The sequence below is a fragment of the Dokdonella sp. GW821-FHT11D02 genome (genome assembly GCF_058808595.1).
Genome location: NZ_CM179520.1, coordinates 2,533,042 through 2,555,852, shown reverse-complemented (window position 1 = coordinate 2,555,852; position 22,811 = coordinate 2,533,042). Strand labels below are relative to the sequence as shown.

24 protein-coding genes and 1 tRNA gene are annotated in these 22,811 nt (G+C 63.9%); 15 read left to right on the top strand and 10 right to left on the bottom strand.

Going from position 1 to position 22,811, the window contains the following annotated elements; genetic code table 11:
- Nucleotides 1-61: 61 nt before the first annotated feature.
- The 4 genes from lon to AC3QL3_RS10795 all read left to right on the top strand — a co-directional run bounded on the left by lon (nt 62) and on the right by AC3QL3_RS10795 (nt 5,442).
- Nucleotides 62-2,524, top strand: a complete 2,463-nt coding sequence (lon, locus tag AC3QL3_RS10810) for an endopeptidase La (RefSeq protein WP_492893406.1) — start codon at nt 62-64, stop codon at nt 2,522-2,524.
- 374 nt (nt 2,525-2,898) lie between these two features.
- Nucleotides 2,899-3,171: an HU family DNA-binding protein gene (locus AC3QL3_RS10805; RefSeq protein ID WP_492893404.1), complete on the top strand. Its 273-nt coding sequence runs from the start codon at nt 2,899-2,901 to the stop codon at nt 3,169-3,171.
- 62 nt (nt 3,172-3,233) lie between these two features.
- A tRNA-Val gene (locus AC3QL3_RS10800) sits at nt 3,234-3,308 on the top strand.
- 253 nt (nt 3,309-3,561) lie between these two features.
- Nucleotides 3,562-5,442 carry a SurA N-terminal domain-containing protein gene (locus AC3QL3_RS10795; protein ID WP_492893402.1) on the top strand — a complete coding sequence of 627 codons (1,881 nt, stop codon included), beginning with the start codon at nt 3,562-3,564 and terminating at the stop codon, nt 5,440-5,442.
- A gap of 146 nt (nt 5,443-5,588) precedes the next feature.
- Here the strand turns inward: AC3QL3_RS10795 and AC3QL3_RS10790 are convergent, their stop codons facing one another.
- From AC3QL3_RS10790 to gloB, 3 genes are read right to left on the bottom strand one after another with little or no spacing between them, the layout of a single operon-like run.
- Nucleotides 5,589-6,371, bottom strand: coding sequence for an enoyl-ACP reductase FabI (locus AC3QL3_RS10790; RefSeq protein ID WP_492893400.1), 783 nt, complete (start codon nt 6,369-6,371; stop codon nt 5,589-5,591).
- 49 nt (nt 6,372-6,420) lie between these two features.
- Nucleotides 6,421-7,779, bottom strand: a complete 1,359-nt coding sequence (locus AC3QL3_RS10785) for a transglycosylase SLT domain-containing protein (protein ID WP_492893398.1) — start codon at nt 7,777-7,779, stop codon at nt 6,421-6,423.
- On the bottom strand, nt 7,779-8,540 hold the full coding sequence (gene gloB, locus AC3QL3_RS10780) for a hydroxyacylglutathione hydrolase (RefSeq protein ID WP_492893396.1): 762 nt from the start codon (nt 8,538-8,540) through the stop codon (nt 7,779-7,781). Before gloB ends, AC3QL3_RS10785 begins: the two co-directional genes overlap by 1 nt.
- Nucleotides 8,541-8,725: 185 nt before the next feature.
- On the opposite strand from gloB, the gene AC3QL3_RS10775 reads away from it, so the two are divergent.
- From AC3QL3_RS10775 to dnaQ, 3 genes are read left to right on the top strand one after another with little or no spacing between them, the layout of a single operon-like run.
- Complete coding sequence (locus AC3QL3_RS10775; RefSeq protein WP_492893394.1) at nt 8,726-9,427, top strand: methyltransferase domain-containing protein; 702 nt, start codon at nt 8,726-8,728, stop codon at nt 9,425-9,427.
- Nucleotides 9,424-9,882 (top strand): ribonuclease HI, encoded by a 459-nt coding sequence (gene rnhA, locus AC3QL3_RS10770; protein ID WP_492893392.1) that lies wholly within the window; start codon nt 9,424-9,426, stop codon nt 9,880-9,882. Before AC3QL3_RS10775 ends, rnhA begins: the two co-directional genes overlap by 4 nt.
- An 11-nt stretch (nt 9,883-9,893) precedes the next feature.
- Nucleotides 9,894-10,595 carry a DNA polymerase III subunit epsilon gene (gene dnaQ / locus AC3QL3_RS10765; protein WP_492893390.1) on the top strand — a complete coding sequence of 234 codons (702 nt, stop codon included), beginning with the start codon at nt 9,894-9,896 and terminating at the stop codon, nt 10,593-10,595.
- A 9-nt stretch (nt 10,596-10,604) separates the two neighbouring features.
- On the opposite strand, the gene AC3QL3_RS10760 is transcribed toward dnaQ, so the two are convergent.
- The gene (locus tag AC3QL3_RS10760) at nt 10,605-11,312 is read right to left on the bottom strand and encodes a PP2C family protein-serine/threonine phosphatase (protein ID WP_492893388.1); all 708 of its coding nucleotides are present in this window, start codon (nt 11,310-11,312) and stop codon (nt 10,605-10,607) included.
- Nucleotides 11,313-11,415: 103 nt separating this feature from the next.
- Nucleotides 11,416-11,967, bottom strand: coding sequence for a helix-turn-helix domain-containing protein (locus AC3QL3_RS10755; RefSeq protein WP_492893386.1), 552 nt, complete (start codon nt 11,965-11,967; stop codon nt 11,416-11,418).
- 141 nt (nt 11,968-12,108) lie between these two features.
- Here AC3QL3_RS10755 and AC3QL3_RS10750 point away from each other — a divergent pair, with 141 nt between their 5' ends.
- The 7 genes from AC3QL3_RS10750 (at nt 12,109) to AC3QL3_RS10720 (ending at nt 16,745) form a co-directional block, all read left to right on the top strand.
- Complete coding sequence (locus tag AC3QL3_RS10750) at nt 12,109-12,288, top strand: hypothetical protein (protein ID WP_492893384.1); 180 nt, start codon at nt 12,109-12,111, stop codon at nt 12,286-12,288.
- 121 nt (nt 12,289-12,409) lie between these two features.
- Nucleotides 12,410-13,036 (top strand): rolling circle replication-associated protein, encoded by a 627-nt coding sequence (locus AC3QL3_RS10745; RefSeq protein ID WP_492893382.1) that lies wholly within the window; start codon nt 12,410-12,412, stop codon nt 13,034-13,036.
- Nucleotides 13,024-13,287, top strand: a complete 264-nt coding sequence (locus AC3QL3_RS10740; RefSeq protein ID WP_492893380.1) for a single-stranded DNA-binding protein — start codon at nt 13,024-13,026, stop codon at nt 13,285-13,287. Before AC3QL3_RS10745 ends, AC3QL3_RS10740 begins: the two co-directional genes overlap by 13 nt.
- Nucleotides 13,288-13,488: 201 nt before the next feature.
- On the top strand, nt 13,489-13,713 hold the full coding sequence (locus AC3QL3_RS10735) for a major capsid protein (RefSeq protein WP_492893378.1): 225 nt from the start codon (nt 13,489-13,491) through the stop codon (nt 13,711-13,713).
- 1,471 nt (nt 13,714-15,184) lie between these two features.
- Nucleotides 15,185-15,454: a hypothetical protein gene (locus AC3QL3_RS10730; RefSeq protein WP_492893376.1), complete on the top strand. Its 270-nt coding sequence runs from the start codon at nt 15,185-15,187 to the stop codon at nt 15,452-15,454.
- A gap of 2 nt (nt 15,455-15,456) precedes the next feature.
- Nucleotides 15,457-15,747, top strand: coding sequence for a DUF2523 family protein (locus tag AC3QL3_RS10725; protein ID WP_492893374.1), 291 nt, complete (start codon nt 15,457-15,459; stop codon nt 15,745-15,747).
- Nucleotides 15,744-16,745 carry a zonular occludens toxin domain-containing protein gene (locus AC3QL3_RS10720; RefSeq protein WP_492893372.1) on the top strand — a complete coding sequence of 334 codons (1,002 nt, stop codon included), beginning with the start codon at nt 15,744-15,746 and terminating at the stop codon, nt 16,743-16,745. Before AC3QL3_RS10725 ends, AC3QL3_RS10720 begins: the two co-directional genes overlap by 4 nt.
- Before the next feature lie 378 nt (nt 16,746-17,123).
- Here AC3QL3_RS10720 and AC3QL3_RS10715 read toward each other — a convergent pair whose 3' ends face one another.
- Both AC3QL3_RS10715 and AC3QL3_RS10710 read right to left on the bottom strand, forming a co-directional pair.
- Nucleotides 17,124-17,363, bottom strand: a complete 240-nt coding sequence (locus AC3QL3_RS10715; RefSeq protein ID WP_492893370.1) for a DUF3653 domain-containing protein — start codon at nt 17,361-17,363, stop codon at nt 17,124-17,126.
- Between the two features lie 251 nt (nt 17,364-17,614).
- Nucleotides 17,615-17,794 carry a hypothetical protein gene (locus AC3QL3_RS10710; protein WP_492893368.1) on the bottom strand — a complete coding sequence of 60 codons (180 nt, stop codon included), beginning with the start codon at nt 17,792-17,794 and terminating at the stop codon, nt 17,615-17,617.
- On the opposite strand from AC3QL3_RS10710, the gene AC3QL3_RS10705 reads away from it, so the two are divergent.
- Nucleotides 17,780-19,678, top strand: coding sequence for a TonB-dependent receptor (locus AC3QL3_RS10705; protein ID WP_492893366.1), 1,899 nt, complete (start codon nt 17,780-17,782; stop codon nt 19,676-19,678). The two genes, AC3QL3_RS10710 and AC3QL3_RS10705, sit on opposite strands and share 15 nt — an antisense overlap.
- A 48-nt stretch (nt 19,679-19,726) precedes the next feature.
- On the opposite strand, the gene AC3QL3_RS10700 is transcribed toward AC3QL3_RS10705, so the two are convergent.
- The 3 genes from AC3QL3_RS10700 to AC3QL3_RS10690 form a co-directional block, all read right to left on the bottom strand.
- Nucleotides 19,727-20,368 (bottom strand): outer membrane beta-barrel protein, encoded by a 642-nt coding sequence (locus tag AC3QL3_RS10700; protein WP_492898814.1) that lies wholly within the window; start codon nt 20,366-20,368, stop codon nt 19,727-19,729.
- A gap of 72 nt (nt 20,369-20,440) precedes the next feature.
- Nucleotides 20,441-21,580, bottom strand: a complete 1,140-nt coding sequence (locus AC3QL3_RS10695; RefSeq protein ID WP_492898812.1) for a HupE/UreJ family protein — start codon at nt 21,578-21,580, stop codon at nt 20,441-20,443.
- Nucleotides 21,577-22,761 carry a tetratricopeptide repeat protein gene (locus AC3QL3_RS10690; protein WP_492898810.1) on the bottom strand — a complete coding sequence of 395 codons (1,185 nt, stop codon included), beginning with the start codon at nt 22,759-22,761 and terminating at the stop codon, nt 21,577-21,579. Before AC3QL3_RS10690 ends, AC3QL3_RS10695 begins: the two co-directional genes overlap by 4 nt.
- Between the last annotated feature and the right edge of the window lie 50 nt (nt 22,762-22,811).

Here is a 22,811-nt window from a genome sequence, read left to right as displayed (position 1 = left end):
TACACGCTGCCGTAAGCGTTTTGGCGTGGCGTTTTTCCATTCCTCCAATTTCCACAGGCCGATGACCGACAAGCCGATCAAATCCACCCCGTCTTCCACCGACCTCGCCGAGCTGCCGGTACTGCCGCTGCGCGACGTCGTGGTGTTTCCGCACATGGTGATCCCGCTGTTCGTCGGCCGGGAGAAATCCGTGCGAGCGCTGGATATCGCGATGGAGAGCGGTCGCAAGATCCTGCTAGTCGCGCAGCGCAGCCCGGACGTGGACGAGCCGGGCGCCGGTGACTTGTACTCGATCGGCACGATCGCCAGCGTGCTGCAGCTGCTGAAGCTGCCCGACGGCACGATCAAAGTGCTGGTCGAAGGCACCGATCGCGCCGAGATCGCGACCTTCGGCGAGCGTAACGGCTTGATGGTGGCGCACGCACGCGTGCTCGAAGCCACCTACACGCGCAGCGAGCGCGAAGTCGAAGTGATCGGCCGCCAGCTGGTCGGCCAGTTCGAGCAGCTGGTGAAGCTGTCGCGCAAGATTCCGCCGGAGCTGATGTCGACGCTGGCCGGCATCGACGATCCTTCGCGTCTGGCCGACACGGTCGCTTCGCACATCGCCGTCCGCGTGGCTGAAAAGCAGAAAGTGCTGGAGACCGTCGACGTCGCCGACCGGCAGGAACTCCTGGTCGGCATGGTCGACGGCGAGATCGACGTGCAGCAGATCGAAAAGCGCATCCGCGGTCGCGTCAAGACGCAGATGGAGAAGAGCCAGCGCGAGTACTACCTCAACGAGCAGATGAAGGCGATTCAGAAGGAACTCGGTGATTCCGAGGATTCGCCCAACGAGCTCGAGGAGCTGGCGCGCCGCATCGGCGAGGCCGGCATGCCCAAGCCGATCGAGACGAAGGCGCGCGCCGAACTCAACAAGCTCAAGCAGATGTCGCCGATGTCGGCCGAGGCGACGGTCGTGCGCAACTACATCGACGTCATGCTCAGCGTGCCGTGGAAGAAGAAGACCAAGGTGCGCCGCGATTTGAAGCGCGCCGAAGAAGTGCTCGACGCCGACCATTTCGGCCTCGAGAAGGTGAAGGAACGCATTCTCGAATACCTCGCCGTGCAGCAGCGCGTGAACAAGATGAAGGGCCCGATCTTGTGCTTGGTCGGACCGCCCGGCGTCGGCAAGACCTCGCTCGGGCAGTCAATCGCGAAGGCGACCAACCGCAAGTTCATCCGCATGTCGCTCGGCGGCGTGCGCGACGAGGCTGAGATTCGCGGTCATCGCCGCACGTACATCGGCTCGATGCCCGGTCGCATCATCCAGAACCTGGCCAAGGCCGGCACCAAGAATCCGTTGTTCGTGCTGGACGAAATCGACAAGATGTCGATGGACTTCCGCGGCGATCCGTCGGCGGCCTTGCTGGAAGTGCTCGATCCCGAGCAGAACCACACGTTCAACGATCACTATCTCGAAGTCGACGTCGACTTGTCCGAGGTCATGTGGATCGCGACCGCGAACTCGCTGAACATTCCGCCGGCTCTGGCCGATCGCATGGAAGTGATCCGCATCCCGGGTTACACCGAGGACGAGAAGGTCAACATCGCCGATCGCTACCTCGTGCCCAAGCAGCTCAAGGCGAACGGACTCAAGGCGAGCGAGCTGTCGATCGCCGAAGCGGCAATTCGCGACATGATCCGCTACTACACGCGCGAGTCCGGCGTGCGCAGCCTCGACCGCGAGATCTCCAAGATCTGCCGCAAGGTGGTCAAGGAACTCAGCCTCGCCGCGGCCAAGGCCGCCAAGAAGGGCAAGGACGGCGAAGAGCGCAAGCGCAAGGTCAACGTCACGGCGAAAAACCTCGACGACTATCTTGGCGTGCGCAAGTTCACCTTCGGTCGTGCCGAGCAGCAGAACGAAGTCGGTCTGGTCACCGGACTTGCCTGGACCGAAGTCGGCGGCGACCTGCTCAGCATCGAAGCGACCGTGGTGCCGGGCAAGGGCAAGCTGATCCACACCGGCCAGCTCGGCGACGTGATGCAGGAGTCGATCCAAGCCGCCCTCAGCGTCGTGCGCGCGCGTGCCAGCCGGCTCGGCATCGATTCGGATTTCTATCAGAAGTTCGACATCCACGTGCACGTGCCGGAAGGCGCGACGCCGAAGGACGGCCCCAGCGCCGGTATCGCGATGTGCACGGCCTTGGTTTCGCTGTTGACGAAGGTACCGGTGCGCTCGGAAGTCGCGATGACCGGCGAGATCACGCTGCGCGGCCGCGTGTTGCCGATCGGCGGCCTCAAGGAGAAGCTGCTGGCGGCTCATCGCGGCGGTATCACGACGGTGATCATTCCGGAGGAGAACCGCAAGGATCTCGCCGACATTCCGAAGAACGTGACGCAGTCGCTGGAGATCCATCCGGTGCGCTGGATCGACGAGGTGCTCGACATCGCACTGGAACGGCCGCTGCCGCGTGCGCGCGAAGAAGGCGAGGCACCGATCGCGCGCGAAGAAGCGGTGGTCGAGACGCCGGCGCGTCCGCACTGAACATGCGCTCGACATCGCCGCTGCTTGCGGCGATGTCGAGCGATCGCGCCATTCGACACCTCGATCGCGACGATGTCGGCGATCGCAGCGAAGTCAAAAAACTCCCGCCTTCGATCGCGTCTCCCTGTCAAGGGAGCATGCGAAAAATTCACTTCCTGGGTTAGCTCGAATGGCCGCAAACCCGCGCCACGCCTTGTATTGCGTGCCCTGGGGGGCGCTGGTATAAAGGGCCCGCCGCGATCCGGGCGATGCAAAATCCGGGCGATTGCGGGGTAGCGAAGCGCAAGAATTCGAGGCGGAAGGACCTCCCGAATCGCGTTTCGGCTCGATCAAATTCACTGCGGGGCGAGCGTCCCCGAGATGGGAGTCAATACATGAATAAAGGCGAATTCGTTTCTGCCATTGCCGATGCGTCCGAGCTGACCAAGGCCGATGCCGAGCGCGCGGTCGAAGCCATGTTCAAGGTGGTCAAGAAAACCTTGAAGGCGGGTGAGTCGATCTCGCTGGTCGGTTTCGGCACTTTCGTCGTGCGCAAGCGCGCGGCGCGTACTGGTCGCAATCCGCGCACGGGCGCGACGATCAAGATCAAGGCTTCGAAGGTTCCGGCGTTCAAGGCCGGCAAGGCGCTCAAGGACGCGCTCGGCTGATACGATCCGCGCCCCGCTTCGTCGACTCCGGCGAAGTCGGCCGGGTCCAACGAAAACGATCCGGGTGCTTAGCTCAGCGGTAGAGCGTCGCCCTTACAAGGCGAGGGTCGGGGGTTCGAAACCCTCAGCACCCACCAAGTCGCAGCGGATGCCGAATGCGTTCGCTGGAGCGGAACCGGAACGATCCAAGTCCGGTTGAGCGTCAACAGCGAGGGCGCCCACGTGGCGCCCTCGGCTTGTCGGCCTCCCGTGCGGCCTGTGTTCGCGGCCGCCGACCGCGTAGAATTCGCGCCCCGGACGAGTCGCCCTCGGCACCGGCGGCGTCATAATCCAGAACAGGTCCCCGTACCCATGCTGCAGCTGCTCCGCGGAAAGAAATCCAGTCTGTTCGTGAAGATCGTCCTCGTGGTGATCGTGATCGGCTTCTCGTTCTTCGGAATCGAGTCGTATTTCATCTCCAACGTCGATACCAGCGTCGCGCGTGTCGGCAGCAACGAGATCAGCCAGGACCAGTTTCGCGAACGCTACAGCCAATATCGCCAGCGCATGCTGCAGATGATGGGCGGGGCGGCCAACATCGACACCTCGTTCCTGGACCGGCCCGAAGCCAAGCTTCAGGTACTCAATCAGATGGTCGACGAGCGCGTGCTGCTGGATGCGAACGAGAAGCTCGGCGTGTCGGTCCCGGCGCAGCGCATCCGCAGCGAGATTCTCGGCATCGCCGCGTTCCAGAGCGAAGGCAAGTTCGATCCCGACCAATACAAGATGTTGCTTGGAGCGCAAGGCATGACGCCGGCCGGTTTCGAGCAGCGTTTGCGTGACGACATCGCCGTGCGCGAGCTGCCGACGCAGGTGACGGCGACCGCGCTGGTGACCGACGCGGAAATCGACGCTTATTTGCGTCTGAAGGATCAGCGTCGCGATTTCCACTACGTCAAACTCGACAAGCCGGCGGCCACCGACGCCGAGGTTTCCGACGCCGACATCGACACCTATTACAAGGCGCACACGACCGACTTCATGACGCCCGAGCGCGTCGCGCTGGATTACCTCGAACTCGACGGCTCCAAGCTCGAAGTCAATCTGACGCCGGACGACAGCGTGCTGAAAGAACGCTATGAGAAAGAGAAGGCGCGCTACGTCACCGCCGAGCAGCGTCTCGCCTCGCACATCCTGATCAAGGTCGACGGCAAGGGCAGCCCCGAAGATCAGAAGCAGGCGCTGGCCAAAGCCGAAGCGATCGAACAGCAGATCAAGGGCGGCAAGGCCTTCGCCGACGTCGCCAAGCAGGAATCAGCCGACCTGGGTTCGAAGAATCAGGGCGGCGATCTCGGCTGGCTCGACAAGGGCGCCACCGACGAGGCTTTCGAAACGGCGCTGTTCGCCCTGCAGAAGGGCGAGGTGTCCAAGCCGATCCTGACCGGCGAGGGCTACCACCTGATCGAGCTGCGTGACCTCCGTCCGGGCAAGACGCGCAGCTTCGAAGAGGTCAAGCCGGAGCTGGCCAAGCAGTACGCAGATTCTGAAAAGGACCGCGTCTACGCCGAAAAGGCCGGCCGCCTGACCGATCTGGCTTATCAGAACCCGGCCTCGCTGGAGCCAGCGGCGAAGGAACTCGGTCTCACAGTGCAGAAAACCGCGCTGTTCGGACGCACCGGCGGCGACGGTCTCGGCGCGAATCCGGCCATCGCCAAGGCCGCGTTCTCCGACAGCGTGCTGGTACAGAACAACAACTCCGATCCGATCGAAGTCGGCCCCAATCGCGTCGTCGTCGTGCGCATCGCCGAGCACAAGCCGTCGGCGCCGATTCCGTTGGAAGAGGTCAAGAGTTCGGTGCGCGGCAAGATTCTCGCCGAGCGCGCCACCAAGCAGGCGAAAGAACGTGCCGATGGCCTGTTCGCCGACCTCGGCAAGGGCCAGACGCTCGATCAGATCGCCACCGCGCAGAAACTGAAATTGGAAGAGCAGAAGGGCGTCGGCCGTGATGCGGCGGTGCCCGAAAGCGCGCTGGTCAAGGCGGTGTTCGCGATGCCGCGCCCGGCCGAAGGCAAGTCGCAGCAGAAGCTGATCGAACTCGGCGGCGACAACTACGCGCTGGTCCAGCTCGATCACGTCGTCGACGGCGATCCGTCCAAGCTCGATGCGAAGACGCGCGAAGCGACGCGCACCACGCTGACCGACGGTCTCGGCTATGCCAGCACGCGCGAGTTCGTCTCGGCACTGCGCAAGAACACCAAGGTCACCATGTCGCAGGCCCGTCTCGAAGAGTAAGCGAGCGCTGCTGCGGACGTTCCGCCTTCGCACCAAGAAAAAGGCCGATCAATCGATCGGCCTTTTTTTTGTTCCTGAGCGCTCCGACCCGGAAAGATCAGAGCGCGCGGCGATGTCTTCGACATTCGCCTGCGCGCACCCCTATCTCAAATTCCGGTCATACCGAGCGTGTTGTAGCCGGCATCGACGAAGGTCACCTCGCCGGTGATGCCAGACGCGAGATCCGAACACAGGAACGCGGCGGTGTTGCCGACCTCGTCGATCGTCACGCTGCGGCGCAGCGGTGCGTTCTGCTCGACGTGGTCGAGCATCTTGCGGAAGTTCGCGATGCCCGCTGCCGCGAGGGTCTTGATCGGGCCGGCCGAAATCGCGTTGACGCGCGTGCCTTCCGGGCCGAGGTTGTAGGCGAGATAACGCACGTTCGCCTCGAGGCTCGCCTTGGCCAGGCCCATTACGTTGTAGTTCGCCAGCGCGCGCTCGGCGCCGAGATAGGTCAACGTCAGAATGGCGCCGCCGCGATCCTTCATCAGCGGTCGCGCGGCCTTCGCCATCGCGGCGAGGCTGTAACTGGAAATGTCGTGCGCGACGGCGAAATTCTCGCGCGTGAGGCCGTCCAGGAATTCGCCCTGCAGCGCCTCGCGCGGCGCGAAGCCGATCGAGTGCACGAGGATGTCGAAGCCGTCCCACTGTTTGCCCAATTCGGCGAACAGCGCGTCGATGTCGGTGTCGCGGGTGACGTCGCAAGGCAATACGATGTTCGAGCCGAACGCCGCGGCGGCTTCGTCGACGCGATCCTTGAGTTTTTCATCGACGTAGGTGAAGGCGAGTTGAGCGCCTTCGCGATGCATTGCATTGGCGATGCCCCAAGCGATCGAACGCTGGCTGAGGATGCCGGTGATCAAAGCGCGCTTGCCGTGCAGGAAACCCATCTGTCCTCCGAAAACTGCGTAGACGGTAAAGCCGCGCAGTGTAACCGAGTCAGTCCGACGCGAGGCCGAGGCGCAGGCGCTCGCCCAGACGCAGCGTCCCGTTCGCGCGCGGATTCCAGCGCCGCAGATCCTTCAGCGCCACGTCGTAGCGGCGCGCGATGGCGGACAGGGTGTCGCCGGCGGCGACCACGTGCACGCGCGGACGCCGCCCGCTGTCCTTGCGCGTATCGGCCAGCGGCTCCGGCTCGCGGCCGGGCAGGAGCAGCCGCGTGCTGCGGCCGACGGTCGCGTTCTCGTCGATCGAGTTGGCCAGCGCGAGCACTGCGACCGGCACGCCGATCTGCGCCGCCCAGCTGCCGAGGCCGCCGCTGTGCGCGACCGGCTGTTCGCGCCATTCGCTCCAGTATGCAAGCGGCACCGACTGCGCCGCCGCTTGGAAACGCTCGACGTGCGTCGCCGGCAGCAGCAAGCTGCGGCCCGCCTCGTTCGCCATGCGATTGCGCCGATGCCCGGCGTTCCAGCGCTTGAGGTCGTCCGCATCGACGCCGGCAAGGCGCGCCGCCAGGCGCAAATCCATCGCCGCCTGCAGATCGACGCTGCGCAGGCGATCGTCCGCACTCGGCTCGGGCAGTTCGATGCCGAAGCGCTGCGGGTCGTCGACGATGCAGGCGAGCGCGAGCAGGCGGTCCAGATGATCGTGGGTGACCGGATTGAACGCGATCTTGCCCAGCTCCTCCGCCGACAGCGTGCGCGGGTCGCGCTCGCCGAGCAGCTTCTTGACGCGGAACTCGCCGCTGTTGAACGCCATGTTGGCGAGACGCCAGTCGGCGAATTCCTTGTGATAGCGCTCGATGAGGTCGAGCGCGGCGCGCGTGGAGGCGAGCGCGTCGAGCCGGCCGTCGTAGTTCTTGTCGATGGTCAGGCCGACGCTGCGTGCGGTATCCGGCGTCATCTGCCACATGCCGGCCGGGCGATCGCCGCTGCTCGCGACTGGCTGGTAGGTGCTTTCGACGTAGGGCAGCATCGCGAACTCGCCCGGCAGGTCGCGTTTTTCGACTTCGTCCGCCACCAAGAGCAGTAGCGGCATCGCCTGCTCCCAGCTGGCGAGGAATGCACGCGAACCGCGCACGTAGTTGCGCGCCCAACGTTGCACGCCGGGCCGATACTCGCAACCTTGTAGAGCGAAGCGCGCGCGCAGGCGTGCCCATGGCGAGTTCGCTTGCGCGGGTGACAGCGTCACCGGCGCGGTTTGCTGCGAAATGTCGCCGACGCGCGGCGCCGGTGCCGGCGTCGGTGAGGGGAGGGCGGGCGGGGCAGGCGGGCGCACCGAGGGTGCGCTACACGCGGCCAGTACGGCGACACCGACGCCGAGCAGGCCGCCGCGCAGGCGCTTGCACGATCCGCGCATCACGCGGCGGGTGCCTTGAAGACATCTTTGCGCCGCCGCAGCTCGGCAAAGCGCGCGACGCGATCGTCACTTTCGAGCGCCGCGGCCAAGGCTGCGGAATCGACGCGCAAGAACGGATTGCAAGCGCGCTCCTCGGCCAAGATCGACGGCACGGTCGGCGCGCCATGCGAGCGCAATTGCTCGGCTTGTGCGCTGCGTGCCTGCAGCGCGGCGTTGTCGGGATCCAGCGTAAGCGCAAAAGCGCAATTGGCCAAAGTGTATTCGTGTCCGCAGCACACGCGCGTATCGCCCGGCAGCTCGGCCAGGCGATCGAGCGAGGCCAGCATTTGCTGCGGCGTTCCCTCGAACATTCGCCCGCAGCCGACACTGAACAACGTGTCGCCGCAGAACAGGAGGCCGTGGCCGTAGTAAGCGATGTGGCTGCGCGTGTGACCGGGAATCTCGATCACCTCGAACGCGAGCTCCGGTTCGGACAAGCGTACGAGGTCGCCTTCGCCGACACGGATGCTGGCGGCGGCGATGCGTTCGTCCGCCGGCGCATACACCACGGCGCCGGTTTCTGCGGCGAGCTCGGCCGCGCCGCCGACGTGATCGGGATGATGATGCGTCAACAGGATCGCACGCAGATTCAAGCGTTCGCGCACGAGTGCCGCGCGCACGGGGGCGGCCTCGCCGGGGTCGACCACCACCGCGGCGCCCGCTGCGTCGGCAAGCAGCCAGATGTAGTTGTCGGCTAGGGCAGGGAGGGCGGTCAGGCGCATGGGCGGCGCGAATATAGCCAGGGCGTTTGCGGTCGAGGTTAAGCCGGCATTAGCCGGGCAGGGGCATTCATGTAAAAAGTGGAATAGGCTGCAGACCCCGCTCCGCGGCGGAGGCTATGAACGTCGTGCGGCCCGCGCTGTCCGTGAACGGGTACACTTCCGCGGTCCTTCTTTCGCTTCGTTCCGTGATCACCGGTCCCGACAGCCTTTTCGCCTTTCCCGACGTCACTGCGCTGTTGCGCGACGAGCTGGATCGCGTCGCCGAACACGCGGCGCGCCAGCCGAACGGGCGCGCGCTGGTGCTGCAGGCCAGCGCTGCGAATCGGGAACTCGCGGTCGACACGCGCCACCTTCTGGCCGTGCGCGCGCATGCCGAGCGCGACCGGCTCGCCGGCGACGTCATCTGCGCCCCGAACGCATTGCCGTGGGAAGACGAGGCGTTTCGCCTGATCGTGGTGCAGCATTGCGCCGACGCACTGCCGGCGGCGGAGGGTTTCACCGAAGAACTTGCGCGCCTGCTCGCACCCGGCGGCGTGATGCTCTGGTTCGCCTTGAATCCCTGGAGCCCGTGGCTGGCCTGGCTGCACTGGCAAGCACGCGGCGGTCTGCCCTTGCCGCATACGGCACACGCGGAACTGGCGCGCCGGCGCTTGCTTAAGCGGCAGTTCGCGCCGGTCAGCGTCGACTATCTCGGCGCCTGCTGGCCGCCGCGCGGCGTGCCTTCGGCGCTGCACGAACTGCGTGTGTTGACCCTGCTGCGCGGTGCCTACCTGCTGACCGCATCCAAGCAGCGCGCGGTGCTGACCCCGCTGCGCCGTCGCTTCGCGCGCGAGCGCGTGGCGCTCGGCCCACGCCTGGCCAGCCCGAGCCACCGCGCCTGCGCATGAGCGAACTTCCTGCGGACGCCGAACGCGTCGAGCTGTATACCGACGGCGCCTGCCTCGGCAATCCCGGTCCGGGCGGCTGGGGCGCCTTGCTGCGGTTCGGCACACGCGAAAAAGAGCTTTCCGGCGGCGAGGTGTTGACCACCAACAACCGCATGGAGCTGATGGCTGCGATCGCGGGCCTGGAGGCCTTGAAGCGGCCCTGTACTGTCGTCCTCACCACCGACTCGCAATACGTCAAACGCGGCGTCGAGGAATGGATGGCGCGCTGGCGCGCGAACGGCTGGCGCACCAGCGACCGCAAGCCGGTCAAGAATCAGGATCTGTGGGAGCGTCTGTCGGCCGCGCTGGTCAGCCATCGCGTGAAGTGGCAGTGGGTCAAGGGCCATGCCGGCCACGCCGAGAACGAGCGCGTCGACACGTTGGCGCGGCTGCAGGCGCTGGCGTTCAAGGAGTAATGGAACAGCGCATGAGACAGATCATTCTCGATACCGAAACGACCGGACTTGAAGCGCAGCGCGGCCATCGCCTGATCGAGATCGGCTGCATCGAGCTGGTGCAGCGGCGCCCGACCGGCCGCACCTTCCACACCTATTTGAATCCCCAGCGCGCGATCGACGAAGGCGCGCGTGCGGTGACCGGCATCGAAGACGATTTCCTGCTCGACAAGCCGCTGTTCGCCGACATCGCGGCGGAGTTTCTCGAATTCATCGACGGCGCCGAAGTGATCGCGCACAACGCCGCGTTCGACGCCGGCTTCATCGATGCCGAACTCGCGCGGATCAGTGCAGGACGCTTGGCCGATCGTGTGCAGGTGCTCGACACGCTGGCACTGGCGCGCGAAAAATTTCCCGGGCAACGCAACAGCCTCGATGCCTTGTGCAAGCGGCTCGGCGTCGACAACAGCCATCGCGAGCTGCACGGCGCCTTGCTCGATGCGAATCTCCTCGCCGACGTCTATTTGGCGCTGACCGCAGGGCAGGGGCAGCTCGGTTTCGCCAGCGAAGCCGATACGGTGGAAACGCTGGTGGTGGCGACGACCTTGCACATAAGCGTGCGGCCGCGCGTACTGCGCGCCGGCAGCGCCGAACTCGAAGCACACGAGCTGCGCCTCACGGCGCTCGACAAGAAAAGCGGCGGCAGTTGCCTGTGGCGACAGCCGTCCGACTGAGCGGACGGCTCAGCGCGCGCGCACCAGCACGACGGTGACGTTATCCGAGCCACCGCCATCGAGCGCGGCGATGACGAGGTGGTCGACGCACTCCTGCGTGCTCAGATCCTGGCGGCCGACGATGCCGGCGATCGAGGCGTCTTTGACTTCCTCGGTCAACCCATCGCTGCATAAGAGCAGCTGCATGCCCGGGCGCAGCACGCCGCGCACGCTCTCCACGCGCAGCGCCTGCGGATCGGTCACACCGAGCGCCTGCGTGACCACGTTGCGATGCGGATGGCTGCGTGCCTGTTCGCTGGTGATCGCACCCTGGTCGACCAGTTCCTGCACGTAGGAATGGTCCTGCGAAAGCTGCTTCAAGCCGCCGTCGCTCCAGAGATAAACGCGGCTGTCGCCGACCCAGGCGACCTCGAACTCGCCACTGTCGGGAATGCGCAGCGCGGCGATCGTCGTACCCATCGGCAACGACTCGGAACGACGCGTGGAATGACGGATGATTTCTTCGTCGGCCAGCTGAATCGCCCGTACCAGCTCGACGCCTTTGCCGACTTCGCGCACCAGGGTGTCGCGCGCGAGCGCGCTGGCGACCTCACCGTGCTCGTGACCGCCCATGCCGTCGGCGACCAGCCACAGACCGAGATCGCCGTCGGCGTAGTACGTGTCCTCGTTGTGCTCGCGCCGCAAGCCGACGTGGGTGCTGTGTCCGTATTCGATCATGCGCTAGGCGGGCCCGTGAGCGGCATAGGATGCCGGTTGGTTCGGGCCGCGCGCAATACGAGGCGGTATCTGGCAAGACGATACTTTTCGTGTCTGAGCGAAATCAAATAGTTGTCCGGCAGCGGTTCGCGTCGAAGACCGTCGAGCTTGGGCTTAGGTGTGCCTGGTTCCTGGAATTCGTTTCGTCCTGCCAACCGCATCTAATGTGTGCAATGTGTGCAATGTATAGTTTGTCGGCGTTATGTCCAAAAATTTTAGCGCTTGCGGTCTGCGGGTAAGTGGTTGTGTAGACAGCTAAAAGTATTCCTGCGGCGGTGGCGAGCTTGCGCCATATCGCTTTAGCAGCCGGGGATAGCGCCCGTGCCTCTTCGATCATTCCGATCACGGCGCCGAGCTTCATATGCGTGAGTTTCGCGATTTCGGCAGCGGCGACTACGTCGGGCTTCGCACGACCGTTGCGCCAGTTGCTGACGGCTGACTTGACGACGCCGAGTTTTTCAGCTAGTTCCTTATCTGATTCGAGCGAGCATGTTTCCTTGACTTTGTCAAGGAGATTATTCACTGCGTCCAAGGTGCAAGCCTCTTGACCTGAGAGTTCAAGCCCAATATACAGGCGCCACGGTGCAACGGTCTTGCACTGCAAGGGGCGCAGCATGAATGGTTTTGAAGCTCTCGTCGCAGCAGTCCTGCTCGCGATCTTTTCGTTCCTTCTCGGGTTGCTATGGCGACCGGCGCGGCGCGTGTCTGCGCCCCTGCCGATCCGGCCTGCTGCGTCGGTCGCCTCCGAGGTGTCGCCATGACGAGCGAGGAGGGCGTCGTTAAGACGAAGCGCATCCGCGACCTCGGCCGCGAGTTGCAGCAGATCGCGCTAGACCTCGCGAACGAGGGCGAGGACGTAGCGTCCAAATTGGCGCTCAGGGCAGCGCTCAAGGCCGTTTCGTACGTGCCGCCGAAGGGTGCAGACGGTGCCCGCTGATGGCAGCTCTTCTGGGCTTGTCCCTTCTACAACAAGTGACACGCCGTCGCTCTCGCCAGAGGGCAAGGCGTTTCACGATGGTCTTCTTGAAATCGATCGCTGTAAGTCGCGTGCAACGCGCATGCGTAAGTCGATTCTCACCGGCGCACGTCTCCTGGTCGAGGAAGGATCGCGCGGCGGTTTTCGTGGCCGTTGGGCGATGGTCACCGCGACGTACCGCCAAGACGCGGAGTGGAAGCCTCGACAGGTCGCAGACCTTCTCAAACACGTTCGCCAATGGCTCGGCCGGCGCGGCGTTTCAGCTCGGTTCGTCTGGTGCCTCGAACTCACCAAGCGGCGCGTGCCGCATTACCACGTCCTGATATGGCTACCGCGCGGACTCACGATCCCGAAGCCCGACAAACGCGGGTGGTGGCCGTGGGGCATGACTCGCGTCGAGTGGGCGCGGCGCGCTGTGGGCTATGTCGCGAAGTATGCGAGCAAGGCGACACCGGACGCGATGGCTGCACTGCCGAAAGGCGCGCGCACGCATGGTGTTGGTGGGTTGATGCAGGAAGGGAAGAGGGAGCTTCGCTGGTGGAAGGCCCCTCTATTTTCGCGCGATGCCCTTGGCGTCGCGGCTGACATTCGGAAAGTGGTCGGCGGGTACGTCGATCGGTGCAACGGCCTTTTTCTCCGGTCGCCGTGGCACGTGCATATCGGTGACCGGGGACGTGTATTCGTCTGGAGAGAGCAATGCGAGTCCTGATCAAAAGCAGCAATCTGCGTGAGCTTCAATCGCGTAAAACCGGCCGTACCTACTTCGTGCAAACCGCAGCGTTGGAGTCGGCAAACGACTTTCCGTCGCCGTTCGACATCCTGCACGACGACGCCAAGAAAGCGTATCCGCCCGGCCCATACGAGTTCGCGCCTGATGCGATCTACGTCTCGCGCGACGGCAAGTTGTCGGTGTCGCCGCGCTTGGTGCCGTTGAAGACTTCTCCGCAGAAGGTGGCCTAAGTCGTGCTGGTGCAGGTCTGCCCGGAATCGCAATACGACGCCGCGACGCAGACCTGCGCCGGCCCGATTTGGGTCGAGTATGCCGGGGGTTTCCCGCCGCTCTCGGCGACGGAAGGGGTTCAGATTTCTGCCGCGATCGTTGGCGTTTGGGCCATCGGTTGGGCGATCCGTCAGTGTGCGCGGGTTCTACGGAGGTGAGAAATGGGTACTGCGAAGTTGCGCAAGTTTGGTGTTCTTTCGTTGGCGCCGTTGGGTGCCGCGCTTGTTCCTGTGGCAGCGATGGCACAGGACAGCGGTTTTGCGACCGCTGTGACGGGCACGATCAACAGCACGAAGTCGGACGTCACGACGATCGGCATTGCGGTTCTCGCCGTGATCGTCCTGATTGCCGCGATCGGCTGGGTTGCCCGTTCGATCAAGAAGTAATTCGGCGGTGGGGTCGGGGAGCCTTCGGGCTCCCCTTTTTTTTCGGGGGAGTGCTATGGAGGTAAAGACGTATGGCCGGCTATTTCGTTATGTTGGCTATCTTGCCTGCGTGTTGGTTGGCTTTCTCGGACTGAGTGCGCAAGCAATCGACACGTCGCAATGTGGATTTTTGGCGTGTCAGGCTGGCGTGGTGAGTCATACGATTGCCGCTGGTAGATGCACGGACGGTCGCGTTGCTGCGAGATTTCGCTGCGAAGGGCGTGCAAATGATGCGGTCGATTTGAAGCAATCCAATCTGCAATCGTGTACTGGTCCGGAAGCGTGGAGCGCGTTCGTAACCATCGAAACGTTTCAGGCGTGTAACTGTGCAGCGCAGCCGCCAATTCCGGCTGGTGAGGCCTGGTCTGGTGGCGTGTCAGGAAACTGCGTTGCTGGGTGCAAATACATCCCGGAAACGCCGTCCGTTTGTTGGGGTGCGCCGCACCCACCTGGGAGCGCTGGTGGCGCAAAAGTATGCGATGGCGCTCGTAAGCCGGACGGCAGCAACTGCGATCCTTTTGCCGAAGAACCGGGTGATCCCAGCAATCCGACGTGCAATAGCGACGGTGATTGTTTGGGCGGCGACAGCAAGTCGCACCCGCCGAAGTTCTGTGGGACGTTCAACGGAAAGTACATGTGCGTGCCGGCCGACGACGGTCCTTGCGCGGGTGGTCGCACCGAAGGTTGGTTGTGCGCTGGCAGTCCGAATGCGCCGAAGCCGCCGCCACCACCTGATAGCAAGCCTGGGCCGCCGCCCGCGAATCCGGACGAGACGGGCCCGCCCGATCACGTCGCGGAAGGTGCCAGATGTACGGGCTCGAACTGTGTGCCGGTGGAGATCACGCATTACGGCGGGTGTCCTCCAGAAGGCTGCGTGCAGCCGCACGCGTGCCCTGCGGGAACGCATCAGGGCGCGAACGGTGCGTGTGTAAGCGACGAAGGGCAGTGCCCTGACGGCTCGCAACCGGTGAATGGCGAGTGTCCCGCGCCAAACGCGAATTGCCCTGACGGCACGAAGCCGGTTAACGGTAAGTGTGAAGCGCCTTGGGCGAACTGCCCCGATGGTTCAAAGCCACGTGATGGCTACTGCATGCCGCAGCAAGGGCTGTGCGCGGATGGTAAGCCACCTCCGGATGGGCACACTTGTCCCGCGTCGTACGCGCCTTGTGCGGACGGTTCTCAGCCGGTTGGTGGGAAATGTCCGCCGACGCTTGGGCGGTGCCCCAATGGGTCGCAGCCGGTAGACGGTAAATGCCCGGTAGGCAGCGACTGCGATCCGGCGACGGACCCAAATCACTGCGAGGGTGATGACAATCATGCAGGCGGTGGAGAAACGTGCGCCGCGCAACCGTTCTGTTCGGGTGACGAAGCGCTGTGCAACATCCTCGCGCAGCAGTGGTCTACGCGATGCGCTGTTGAGAACCTCGGCAAGGTGACCGGCGAAATTCCGACAGGTCATGAAGGGGAAAGCCCCGGCGATACGAACGTCATCAAAGACGTCGGCGCGGACATGCTCACGCGAGTTTCTTCAACGGGGTTTCTGGGCGGTGGCAATTGCCCGCGACCTCCGGCGTTCTCGGCTTTCGGCACGTCGTTCGATTTCGCGGAGGTGTCGTGGTGGTGCGATCTCATGACCGCACTGAGCGCGATCATTCTGTTTATCGGCGGCGTGATCTCCATGCGCATTCTGATTGAGGGTTGACCATGCCTGCGATAATTCTTGCTTTAGTTGGTCTGTTCTGGAACGTCGCTCGCTCGGTTCTTCCGTCGATCGTCGGAAAAATCCTGCTCACGTTGGGCCTCACGTTCGCGACGACGACGCTCGTTTTGCCGGACCTGATCGCGTTTGTGCAGAGCCACGCGAGCGGCCTTCCGGCCGACGTCGTTGGCTTGTTCGCGTATCTCAACGTCGATAAGGCCGTCACGATGATGCTCTCGGCCGGCGTCGCTCGCACGGTCGGCAAAGTGGCGCTCTCTACGAGGGCCGCAGCGTGATCTACCTGGTCACTGGCCAGCCTGGCCACGGCAAGACCCTTCGCGCTCTGTGGATGGCGCGCAAGGAGCGCGAGGAAGGTCGAGTCGTGTACGCCTGCCGGGTTCGCGGCCTCGATCACGAAGCGACCGGGTTCAAAGAGCTCGTATCCCTCAGTGAGTGGCAATCGTTGCCGGATGGATCGGTGGTTCTCGTCGACGAGTGTTACGAGGACATTCCGGCGCGAGGGCAGGGCAAGGGAATGCCCGATTGGGAGAAGGCGTTGGCGACGCACCGGCATCGCGGCTTCGACTTCATCTTGATCTGCCAGCTGGGGACGCAGATCAGCACGTTTGTGCGCGGCCTGGTCGATCGTCACGTGCACGTGCGGCGCAAGTTTGGGTTCGAGAAAGCGGTGCTGCTCGAATGGGATCGCTACCAGTCGAACGTGTCGAGCGACGCGGAAGGGAAGAGCGCACGCAGGTCGATGTGGTCTTACCCTCGCGATGTGTTCGCGCTGTACCAATCGGCTGAGGTGCACACGGTCAAGCGATCGTTGCCGTGGCAGGTCTTGGCGATTCCGGTTCTCTTGATCGTGGTGGCCGGCTGCTTGTGGTGGGTCTTCCATGATTTCGAGGCGAGAGGAAAACCGCAGAAAACGCCGGGTGAGAGCGCCGCGCCAGCGGCGCGTAACCCGGCGTCTCCGCAACAACCGACTGCGCCGATGACGGCCGAGCAGTATCTACAGCAGATGGTGCCGCGTGTGCCTGGCATGCCATGGTCCGCTCCTTGGCACGACGCTGCGAAGCCCAAGGCTGAGCCGGACATCTTGTGCGTGGCGAGCGAGATCAAGGGCTGTCAGTGCTACACCGAGCAGATAACGCGCTTGAAGGTGTCGATCTTGGACTGCTACCAGATCGCGAAGAACGGCATCTATAACCCGTTTCGTGCGGCGGCCACGCGATCACTCAATACGCGGTATGAGGCTGAGCGGCCGACGTCGGTCGCGTCAACGCACTAACGACAACGGATGGTCGGATCGTTCTCGACGACCGTTACGCCGTTGACGATCTTCTTCGTATACGCAACGTTGCCTAGGCATTCGTAGCCCAAGGTCTTTGCAGCTGCCGGCGTGTAGTTGTCCGGTTGTGGCTCACGTCGTAGACGCTGACGCCCTTGATCTGGGGCCGATCGGGCGTACTGGGGTGCGGCTGCGCCTGCGACGGCGATCGTTCGCGGATCTCCCGCGCCTCCTGCAGACGGTGTTGCTGCAGTAACCGTTGGCGGTGTCGGCGGTGATTCGAGCCGCCACCGCATGACCTGTTGCAGGCCGTAGCTAATTCCGACTGTCAGGATCGCGCACGTGGCGATCAGAACAGCCAAGTCCTTTCCGTTGGGCTTAGGGATTTTCACGCCGACGTCTCTCACGAGCTCGCAAGTTTTCCAGACGATGCAGCGCGGTCAGCATTCGCGGCGTGAAGCGTATGCCGCCTGGTCCGATCAGATGCCCCTTACTGACACGCCAGCCTTTCCACCAGTCGGCCGGCAGGATGAGACGCCCCTCGATCTGTTCGTGAAAGCGATCGCGTGCACACCAGTTGAAGGGCTTGCCACGCTCAACACAAGGCGGCTTGTCCATGCCGGACGGCTCCAAAGATACTGGATCGTAGTGACAGCAATCGACGTGCCACCCACCGTCTAACGTGCGCAATGTATATTATGTAAAATAATAAATGGAATCTCTCTAACGTCTAATTCCGCCCCCTCAGCGGTCAAACAAAATCCCCAGATAAATAGTCGGCGCCCTTGCCGACATCGAGGTTCGCGCATCCAGCAGCACGAATTCTGCGTATACGCAGAACCCACTGCCCAAGGACGCCCATGCAGACTTCAGCGTCCAGACGCATCCGGCGCCTCCTTGTCCTGTGTGGAATCGCCCTGGCGCTCGACGCTGGCGCCGGCGGCGTCCCGGCAACGCAGCTCGCCGTCGTGCGGGTCGTCGGTGAAACCGATATCGATCAGCTCGCGCAGGCCGATGCGGCGTCCGCCGGCGTGGTGACTCAGGAACAAATCGAGAACCGGCCGATCTCGCGTCCCGCGGAAGTGCTGGAGGTGGTGCCTGGTCTCGTCGCCACCCAGCACAGCGGCGACGGCAAGGCGAACCAGTACTTCCTGCGCGGCTTCAATCTCGATCACGGCACCGATCTGTCGACGTTTATCGACGGCGTGCCGAACAACCTGCGAACGCACGCTCACGGCCAAGGCTACAACGATCTCAACGGCCTGATTCCCGAACTGATCGACGTGATCGAGTACCGCAAGGGCCCCTACTACGCCGAGGACGGCGACTTCTCCTCGGCCGGATCGGTGCGGATCCGCTACAAGGACCGCCTCGACGACGATATCTATCAGATCACCGACGGCGAGCACGGATATGCGCGAGCGCTGTTCGCGCGATCCGGCTCCGTGGGTTCGGACCGATGGCTCGGCGCGGCCGATCTTGGCGTCTATGACGGGCCTTGGGACAAAGCACAGGACGAGCGCAAGATTTCGCTGCTCGGTCGCTACACCGGCGGTGACGCAGACTTCGGCTATCACTTGAACCTGCTGATCTATCGCAATCGCTGGCAATCGTCGGACCAGATTCCTCAGCGCGCAGTCGACGAGGGCCTCATCGACGCGTTCGGCCAGATCGATCCGTATCTCGGCGGCGATACCTCTCGCTACACGGCTTCGGGCGATCTGCACACGAGACTCGGCCCCGGGCATCTCATCGTCACCGCCTATGCTGTGCACTACGCGCTGAACCTCTATTCGAATTTCACCTACTACCTCGACGATCCCGTGCACGGCGACGAGTTCGAGCAGGCCGACAGCCGCAACTATTACGGCGGCGCAATGAAGTACGTGCAGGGCTGGAGCGGCGGCGGCATCGAGCAGGAGCTTTCCGTCGGTTTGGAGACGCGGTACGACGATATCGGCACGGTCGGCCTCTACCACACACAGGCGCGAGAACGGATCGGCACGGTACGCCACGACTCGGTCGGCGAAGCGTCGATCGGCGGTTTCGTCAGCTATTCCGTGCGCTGGAATCGCTGGTTCCGCAGTGTGATCGGAGCGCGCTACGACTACTATCATGCAAGCGTCGACAGCAACATCGCGCAGAATTCGGGGCGCGCTACCGATACCCGGCCAAGCCCGAAGCTGAGCCTGATCTTCGGCCCATGGGCGAACACGGAACTGTTCGTCAATGCCGGCCGCGGCTTCCATTCGAACGACGCGCGCGGCGGAACGCTTCGCGTCGACCCGAACGATCCCAGCCAGCCGGCCGCATCGCAAGCCTTGCTGGTGCCGACCACCGGACGCGAAATCGGCTTGCGCACCAGCCCGGCCGATCAACTCACGCTCACCGCGTCGCTGTGGCACTTGAAGATCGGCTCGGAACTCGTCTTCGCCGGCGACGGCGGCACCACCGAGCCTAGCTACTCGTCCACGCGTCGTGGACTCGAGTTGTCGGTGTACTACCGCGCGCTGCCGTGGCTTCTGATGGACGCTGACTACGCCGCTTCGCACGCGCGATTCAGCAAGGCCAATCCGGCCGGCACGCGCATTCCCAATGCGATCGAGCGTGTGGCCTCGGTGGGCGCCCAATTCAGCGGGCCGGGACGCTGGTTCGGCGGCGTGCGCTATCGTTTCCTCGGGCCTGCGCCGCTGGTCGAAGACGACAGCGCCCGCTCGCGTTCAACCACGACCGTGAACGCTGAATGGGGATACCGCTTCACGGATCGGCTGAGAGCATCGTTGGAAGTATTGAACCTGTTCGACAGCCGGCAGAACGACATCACCTATTTTTACGAGTCGCAACTGCCCGGCGAATCCAGCCCGACGTCGGACTTCCACTTTCACCCGCTGGAGCCGCGGCAGATACGCCTGACCTTGCGCGGCACGTTTTGAGCGGATGCGGCGCGAACACGCTCGCGCCGCAATCGGAACGTCGAACTTCTATCGGAACGAATAGACGACTCCGAGCGAGAACAGATTCGCGTCGCTCTTCAAACCCGTGAGGTCGTTACCGAGATTCGTGTATCGAGCCCATTCCGCCCGCAAGCCGAGGTTCGGCGTAAAGGCATACGAAGCTCCCGCCGCGTAGGCGAGTTCGGTGCTGGTCTTGCTTTGGCGTTCGGCACCGCTGATCAGTTCGACCGAGCCGTCGCCGCGGTAGGAGGTGCGCACGCGGCCGCGAAATGCGCCCACTCGTGCATAGAGAGCGAATTGGTCGGCGATCGGCAGCTGCCCGACCAGACTGAGTTCGGCGCCTTTGACCTTCGCGTTGCCGCTCAGCGAACCCGTCGGCTGCACCTCGGTGCGGAACCGGTAGCTGCCGAGGTCGACGGAGGCGGCTTCGACGCCGAGGTAAGGCAGGAACTGGTAGCCGACGAACGCGCGATAGCCAATGTCGTTGTCGTCGCTGGTGGTCTTAGCACTGTCGAAGCCCAGGTCGAGGAACTCGTCGGCTTTCTTGTCGCCATCGATGGAGATATCGGAGCGGCCGACACTCCCGCCAAGATAGAGCTGAGCGTGCGCGGGAACGACGGCGATCGCGGCGATCAGTGCGGCCAGTGTCTGCATACGATAGTGGTTCATGGAAATTTCCTTCGACTTGAGGATCGTACGGCCACGCCGGCCGAGGGCTCCGCTCTGGCTGATGGGTTGGATCTAGAACGGCATGACCTTCAGGTTGAAGCTGCGTTCGACCAGCCAGCCGAACGCGAGTGTTGCGATGACGATCGAACCGCCGCGCAGTGCGAGCGGCTGGTACAACCGGCTTGCGCGCATCGCGTAAGCAAGCGGTATGAGAATCGCGACGAGGATGAGCTGCCCGATTTCCACGCCGAGGTTGAAGCCGAACAAGGACAGCGCGAGCGCCGACCCGGGCAAGTCGAGATCGAGCAGCACGCTGGCGAAACCGAAACCGTGAATCAGGCCGAACGCAAACGCCACCATCCACCGCTTCTGCGGCAGGATCGGCACCACGTTGTCCACCGCAGTCACCAGCACCGACAGCGCGATCAGCGACTCGGTCAAGCGCGAAGGCAGTTGCACCCAATGCAAGGTCGCCAGGCTCAAGGTGATCGAATGCGCCAGCGTGAACGCGGTTACCGTCTTCGCGACATTGACGAGCGCAACCGACAACCGCGGCACCGGCCCCCATACACGGCCCGCGCGGCCGAGCACGGCCGGAAGCAGCAGCGCGACGAGGAACAGGATGTGGTCGTAGCCCAGAGCGATGTGACGAACACCATCGGCGATGAAGCTCCTCAGCTGCGACCACGCCGACACGCCCGAAGACGCGAAACTTTGCTGACGCTGCTCGGTGGAAAACACCGCCGTGGTGACCGCCTCGCTCGCCGCGCGTTCGAGTTTCAACAGGCCACGATGCTGCGCGTCTTGCTCGAACAGAAGCTGGTAGACGACCGTGAGCCTTTCGATCGACTTCGGGCAGCGGCCCGAAAGATCCAGCACCGCGTAGGCACCGTCGGTGTGGCGATCGATTTGATACCCGTTCGCGCTCAGAGTGCAGGCCAGTCCGTCCGCGCTCAACGAAAGATGCTTCACCGCATAGCTTTCGATGTCGGGGAACCGTGTCCTCACCTCGCGCCAGTCGATGCGTCCGTCGTGATCGCGGTCGAGATCGAGCACGACGTCCAGATCGCGCAGCGCGATATCCCAGCGTCCGCTGACCGCGCTGTTCTCGGTGCGCAGCGTCAAGTAGCTGTCGCTCGGTTTGTGGGCGCTCGCGCAAGCCGCATACGCCAACAGCAGAATCGCAACGCCTTTGAACCAGAGCAGGCTCACAGCGCACGCACTTGGCGGACCAGCTCGGCCAAGCGCGCGTCCTGCAGATGCGTGCGATCGATCCATCCGAGCAGCGATGAGACGGATTGCGGGTCACGCGCCGCCAGTGCGCTTTCGAGCGCGATGCGCGCGTCGAGCGGCTCCTTTTGCACCGTCCAGTTCTGCAGCGCGAGTGCAAGCGCCTCTTGGGGCTGATTCAGAATCGCCAATGTGAAGCGCGCTTCCTCACGCAGATGCACGCGATCGCCACGAGCGCGCAGTGCGGCGAAACGGTCGGCGAGATCGCTCGCGCTGCGTGCCGCGTCGACCGACTGCAGCTCGCGATCGGCTTGCGCGCGGCGCAGCAGCAGCACGTCGACCGGCGTGTCCGCCGCAATCAGGCTCGCGACCTCCGCTGGCCTGCCCGAGTCGAGAAGAAAGTCCGCGTAGCCGGCAATCGCATACGTGTCCTTGTCGTCTGCAGCAAGACTTCGCCGATACCAACGTTCCGCGTCGGCCGGGCGATCGATGCGCTGCGCGAGTTCGGCGGCGAGCGTGGTCGCCCATGCCGCGATACTCGCCGAATCGCCGAGCGATCCGGGGCGCGCGAGCAGCGCGTCGATCGCCGCATACGCTTCGGCGGCACGACCGGTCACGCCGTCGAGTGCTGCGGTGCAAAGTACGCCGACGGAGTTCGCGGCTACCGATCGCAGGTGCCCACAACTTCGCGCTGCTGCCGCGAAATCCCCGGTGACTTGCTGCACGGTCGCGAGAGTGAGCCATGCCTGCGCGTTGCCCGGGTCGCGCGCGATGGCTTTTTCGAGATCGGCGCGTGCAGCGTCGAAATGATGGCTGCTCTGCCGAATCGTCGCTCGCAGCAGCAGCACCGGCACGGCCGGATCGGCCTCGCTCCACCACGGAGCCAGCGCCGCTTCGGCTTGTCCAAGGCGGCGTGGGTCGGCTTCGCGCCGTGCATGCTCGACATCGAGTTGCGCGAGCCGCAAAGCAATGTCGAGGTTTTTAGGATCTCTTGCCAGCAAGGTACGCAACGCACGCGTCACGCGATCGGCGTCACCGCCCTGCCACGGCAGATATTCGACCACCTCGTCGTCATTGCTCGGCGTATACGGTGCCGCAGCGGCGCAGCCGATGACGAGCGCCGCGATCCACGCAGTGGCAATACCGAGCTTCGGCGGCCTCATCTCGGATACTCCCCTTCAGCGCCGCCGTTCGTGCGAACGGCGGCGCTGCT